This window comes from Romboutsia sp. (assembly GCF_035470145.1).
Classification (GTDB): domain Bacteria; phylum Bacillota; class Clostridia; order Peptostreptococcales; family Peptostreptococcaceae; genus Romboutsia_D.
In genome coordinates this window covers 1-5485 of the sequence record NZ_DATIRC010000425.1, presented here as the reverse complement: position 1 = coordinate 5485, position 5485 = coordinate 1, and the positions used below count along the sequence as shown (strand labels likewise).

At 27.5% G+C, this 5485-nt stretch carries 5 protein-coding genes and 1 pseudogene; all 6 read left to right on the top strand.

What is annotated here, in order from left to right:
- The coding region (locus VLM92_RS16750; RefSeq protein WP_331681801.1) for a hypothetical protein at positions 1 to 207 on the top strand (207 nt) is incomplete at its 5' end.
- 138 nt (positions 208 to 345) lie between these two features.
- The gene (locus tag VLM92_RS16745; protein ID WP_325277461.1) at positions 346 to 1023 is read left to right on the top strand and encodes a hypothetical protein; all 678 of its coding nucleotides are present in this window, start codon (positions 346 to 348) and stop codon (positions 1021 to 1023) included.
- A 1-nt stretch (position 1024) separates the two neighbouring features.
- On the top strand, positions 1025 to 1561 hold the full coding sequence (locus VLM92_RS16740; RefSeq protein WP_325277460.1) for a hypothetical protein: 537 nt from the start codon (positions 1025 to 1027) through the stop codon (positions 1559 to 1561).
- A 200-nt stretch (positions 1562 to 1761) separates the two neighbouring features.
- Positions 1762 to 4263: pseudogene (locus VLM92_RS16735) on the top strand (heavy metal translocating P-type ATPase).
- A gap of 256 nt (positions 4264 to 4519) precedes the next feature.
- Positions 4520 to 4681 carry a hypothetical protein gene (locus VLM92_RS16730; protein WP_325277459.1) on the top strand — a complete coding sequence of 54 codons (162 nt, stop codon included), beginning with the start codon at positions 4520 to 4522 and terminating at the stop codon, positions 4679 to 4681.
- Positions 4682 to 4799: 118 nt separating this feature from the next.
- A complete protein-coding gene (locus VLM92_RS16725; RefSeq protein ID WP_325277458.1) occupies positions 4800 to 4958 on the top strand; it encodes a hypothetical protein in 159 nt (52 codons plus the stop codon).
- The last annotated feature ends 527 nt before the right edge of the window (positions 4959 to 5485 follow it).

Sequence of the window (5485 nt, the reverse complement as noted above, 5' to 3'; positions counted from 1 at the left end):
TTAGCAGGACTTAGTGATGACCATGGTATAAATTTAGATGAATTAGAAAAGAAAGTAGCACAAAAAGAAAGTTATGGAAAGGCATTAGAAGATTTAAAACCTAAAAACGAAGATGAAGTTTTAGATGAATATATAAATAGTTCACCTGTTGTAGATGATAAAATACAACAAGAACTAGAAAGAATAAAAGAACAGATGAAAAAATAATATAAAAATTATAAAGGTAGATGGTAAATAACTATCTACCTTTATAAAATTAAAATACAATTTATCATAGTCCATTAGATACGGGGATTATTTTAAACTATATATAAGAGGCTTATTTATAGCAAGGGAGGGAAATATATGTCAAATGAAATAATAGAAAATGAAAGAAATAAATATAAAAAAACTTATACAGAAATGATGTTTGCATATGATGATTTAAGGCAAATGTTAGATGAAAAAGAAATTAATAAAAGAACATTTATAAACAAAGTAGATACCTTAAAAGAATATATAGCATTTTTAGATGACTTAGAAAAAGAAAGTAAAAAAGATAAAGGATTTTTTAGCAAACTACTTAAATCAGAAAAAAACATAGATGATAAAATTTATAAGTACTTAACGAATAATAAAAAAATAGATATAGAAAAATTAGAAAAATGTAGACAATGTAAATGTAGAAATTGTGTAAAAGAATGCACTATGAATGGATGTTTAAATTGTAAAGAAAAAGAATTTGTTTATGAATGTAATAAAGAAGATGCTTTTCTTGCAAAATCTGACGATACGGTAACTCTTTATAATGGTGATGAAAAGTACTTATTTAATGTAGCAGGTTATTTAGTTGAAAAAGATGAAGATGGTAATTTTTCAAGATATGTTTATTTAATAGATAGTAAAGATTATGATAATCAACATATACTAAGATATTCAAAGTTTAAAGGGGAAGAAAGTTATGATTCAGTAATAGTAGATGATAAACAAGATGAACTCGTTAGAATAAACGATAAATTTATAGAATTAGGACTTAAAGTATAACATGAAAAAAAGCAAAAAAAAATTAATAACCCTTTTAACTTTAGCAGTATTTTTATTTATAGCATCATCAAATTTATTTGCACTAACTAAATCTTATGCATATGATAAAAGTACAGAAATATATTATTTAGCAGCATCAAAACCAAGATCAGGTGGATTTGGCTCGGGTGGATTTAAATCTTATTCAAAACCTAAAACAACTATAATAAAACCAGACTCTGGAAGTTTTTCAACTAAGCCAAATACAAGTTATAGTAATAAGAATTCAGGAAGTAGTATAAAACCAGATTCAGGAAGCTTTTCAACTAAACCTAAAACTGATAATAAAACATATAATGAAAAAAATAAAGACTATGATAATTATCCAAGAACAAGTAAACCTATATTTGGTGGAGGATTTTATGGATTTTTTAATCCATTTTATAGAATGACGTATGGATTTGGAACTAGTTCATGGATAATTAAAGCAGTTATGGCTATAACTATAATAGTAATTTTATATATAGTTATAGATTTTATAAGAAGTAGAAGAAACTAAAAAATAGTAGCCTAGCTAAAATTATAGCTAGGCTTTTTTAATTAAAAGATAAACTTTTAATTAAAAAATGAAATAAAACTAATACTAATGAAATCAAATAAGCAAAATAAAAAGATTGATTTATATAAAAAATTGTTTTAATATACCTATAGGGGGTATATTAAAAATATAGTCACATAATAAGAGAGGAGTTAACCATAATGGATAATAATATAGTAAAAAAGAGTTATAAAGTAAGTGGAATGACCTGAGCAGCATGTGGAAAAGCTGCCGAGAGGGCGGTAAAGAAACTTGACGGAGTATTAAGTCAAAGTGTAAACATGGCAACCGAAAAAATAGAAATAGAGTATGACTTAAGTAAAGTTAAATTTGAGGATTTCAAACAAGCTCTGCAAAAAGCAGGATATGATTTATTAGAAGATATTACTTATAAAAAAATAGATTTAAAAATAGGCGGTATGACTTGTGCAGCCTGTTCAAAAGCAGTAGAAAGAGTAGTTAAAAAATTAGATGGAGTAGAAAATATAAGTGTAAATATTGCTACAGAAAAGGCAATTATAAATTATGATCCATCTAAATTAAGATTATCTCAAATAAAAGAGGTTATAGTAAAAGCAGGATATGCAGTTTTAGAAGAAAGTAAAAATAAAGAAAAAGAAATAGATGAAGATAAATTAAGAAAAGAAAAAGAAATGAAAACTTTATTTATAAAGTTTATCATAGCAATAGGATTTTCTATACCATTATTTTATATAGCAATGGGTCCTATGATTTCAAAACCTTTTGGACCATGGCCAGTACCTATGGTCATAGATCCTATGATGAATTCACTAAACTATGCATTAATACAATTAGTATTAGTAATACCAGTAATGATTGCAGGATACAAATTCTATATAAATGGATTCAAAGCATTAATAGGAAAAAGTCCGAATATGGACTCATTAGTTGCAATAGGAACGTCAGCTGCATTTTTATATAGCTTATATACAACAATTCAAATAGCAAATGATAATTTACATGGAGTAGCTGGACATCATCAGTTATACTTTGAAAGTGCAGGAATAATAATAGCTTTAATATTACTTGGTAAATACTTAGAATCTAGATCAAAAGGTAAAACAAGTGAAGCTATAAAAAAACTTATGGGACTTCAACCAAAAACTGCAACAATTATAAAAGATGATAAAGAAATAGAAATACCAATAGAAGAAGTAGAAGTTTCGGATATAATAGTAGTTAAACCAGGAAGTAAAATACCTGTAGATGGAGTTGTTGTAGAAGGCCATACCTCTGTAGATGAATCAATGCTTACAGGAGAAAGTATACCAGTAGAAAAAAATATTGGAGATAAAGTGACCGGAGCCAGTATAAATAAAAATGGTAGCATTAAATTTAAAGCAGAAAAAGTTGGTAGTGATACAGCACTATCTCAAATTATAAAATTAGTAGAAGATGCACAAGGCAAAAAAGCGCCAATAGCAAAATTAGCGGATACTGTATCAGGGTATTTTGTACCAGCAGTAATAGGAATCTCAATAGTAACAGCTCTTTTATGGTTTATAGTAGGTAACAAAGATTTAGAATTTGTACTTACAATATTTATATCAGTGCTTGTAATAGCATGTCCATGTGCCCTAGGACTTGCGACACCTACTGCAATCATGGTAGGAACAGGTAAAGGTGCAGAAAATGGAATATTAATAAAAGGTGGAGAGGCTTTAGAACTTGCACATAAAGTAGATACTATAATATTTGATAAAACAGGAACAATAACAGAAGGTAAGCCAACAGTTACAGATATAATCTTAAATGAAGACATAAATGAAAATTATATTTTACAAATAGCAGCAAGTGCAGAAAAAGGCTCAGAACATCCACTAGGAGAAGCAATAGTAAAATATGCACAGGATAAGAATATAGAATTTATGAAAGTAGAATCTTTCAAAGCTATACCTGGTCATGGTATAGAAGTAACTATAGATAATAAAAATGTATTACTTGGAAATAAAAAACTTATGAATGATAGAAATATAAGTTTAGGAAAACTGCAGCAAAAAAGTGATGAACTAGCAAGTGCTGGTAAAACACCTATGTATATAGCGATAGATAGCAACTTAGCTGGAATAATAGCAGTAGCAGATGTTGTTAAAGAAAGTAGTAAAAGTGCAATAGAAAAACTTCACAGTATGGGTATAAAAGTAGCAATGGTAACAGGAGATAATAAAAAGACAGCAAATGCCATAGCAAAAGAAGTAGGTATAGATATAGTACTTGCAGAAGTATTACCACAAGATAAATCAAATGAAGTTAAAAAGCTTCAAACAGAGGGAAGATTTGTTGCAATGGTAGGTGATGGAATAAACGATGCTCCAGCACTAGCAGTAGCAGATGTAGGTTTAGCAATAGGAAGTGGAACAGATGTAGCTATGGAATCTGCTGATATAGTATTAATGAAAAGTGATTTAATGGATGTGCCAACAGCTATAAAACTAAGTAAAGAAACTATAAAAAATATAAAACAAAACTTATTCTGGGCATTTGGATATAATACTATAGGTATACCAATAGCAGCAGGGGTATTATATATGTTTGGTGGACCATTATTAAATCCAATGTTTGCAGCGGCGGCAATGAGTTTAAGTTCAGTATCAGTTGTAACTAATGCACTTAGACTTAAGAATTTTAAAGCATATAAATAATGTTAAAACTTACAAATACAAAAAAATAGAGATATAAGTAGCACATATGATTATAATTTATAAATATTAAACTGGAAAAGAGATATTAATATGAAAAAAATTATAGGCATAGTGCTACTTTTTTATACTAAAAAAATAGTATGTAATAAAAAAATAGTATATAATAAAAAAAAATTTAAATTGCGCAATGAAATAAATGTTGCTATGATAAGTATTAAATATATTGAAAAAACAAAATTCAAAGGAGGGGAATTATATGAATAAGAAATTGGAAAGGTTATTTTACACCCAAAGTACCACACTTTTATCAACAGGAATAAGAAATCCAATAGAAGAGATTGGAGAGGGTGTAAAAAAACATGATAAGGTAATATACTGCGTAGATGCAGTTAGTTCAGACGGTGGAATAAAAATATAAGTGGGCAAAATAGGAATATATATAACATCAGTTCAAAAGCAATAGCATTACCACTCAAAAAGCAATCCATAGAGCTAGAAAAGTACCTTTCATAGGTGTATATTTCGATTTATTAGAAATGTATGAATATCTTATCAAGAAAAACTACCAATACCCTTCAAATCCATCTCTTTCACACATATTTTTACTAGATTATCCGTTATACGAAATCTTAAAAGAAGAGCTAGAAAATAGATTTAAAAGACATGAAGATATGGACGAACTAGCTATGAACTAGACTAAAAAACACTTCGAAATTTTTATCAATGAAAACTACCTATAAAATACTCTTACAGTTATAGAAAATACAAAGGGAATAAATATAACAGATTTAAATTACAAGAAAGAGGATACCAAATTGCTAATGGATATGGTGACCTTAAGGAGAAATCTTTTAGAATTTCTCATATGGGTGACTATACTTTAGATCATATAAAAGAATTATTGAATAATATTGATGATATATTGGGATTTTAAAATAAATAAATTAAACGAATTAAATTTCAATGTTATAGATGCATTTTATAAATAAAATGAATTAGGAAGTAAGCTTAGATATTTTGATGGAATAGTTATGTGTTCAGTAACTGAGATTACCGACTAAAAAGTATATCTTAAAGCAAAAGAAAATTTATATGAATTTAGAGAAAATAATATATAGGGGGAAACAAAAAATGAGAATAGGAATATTAGGATATGGAACAGTAGGAAGTGGACTTATAGAATTATTAGATAATAATAAAAGTAAAAGAAATATAGAGATAA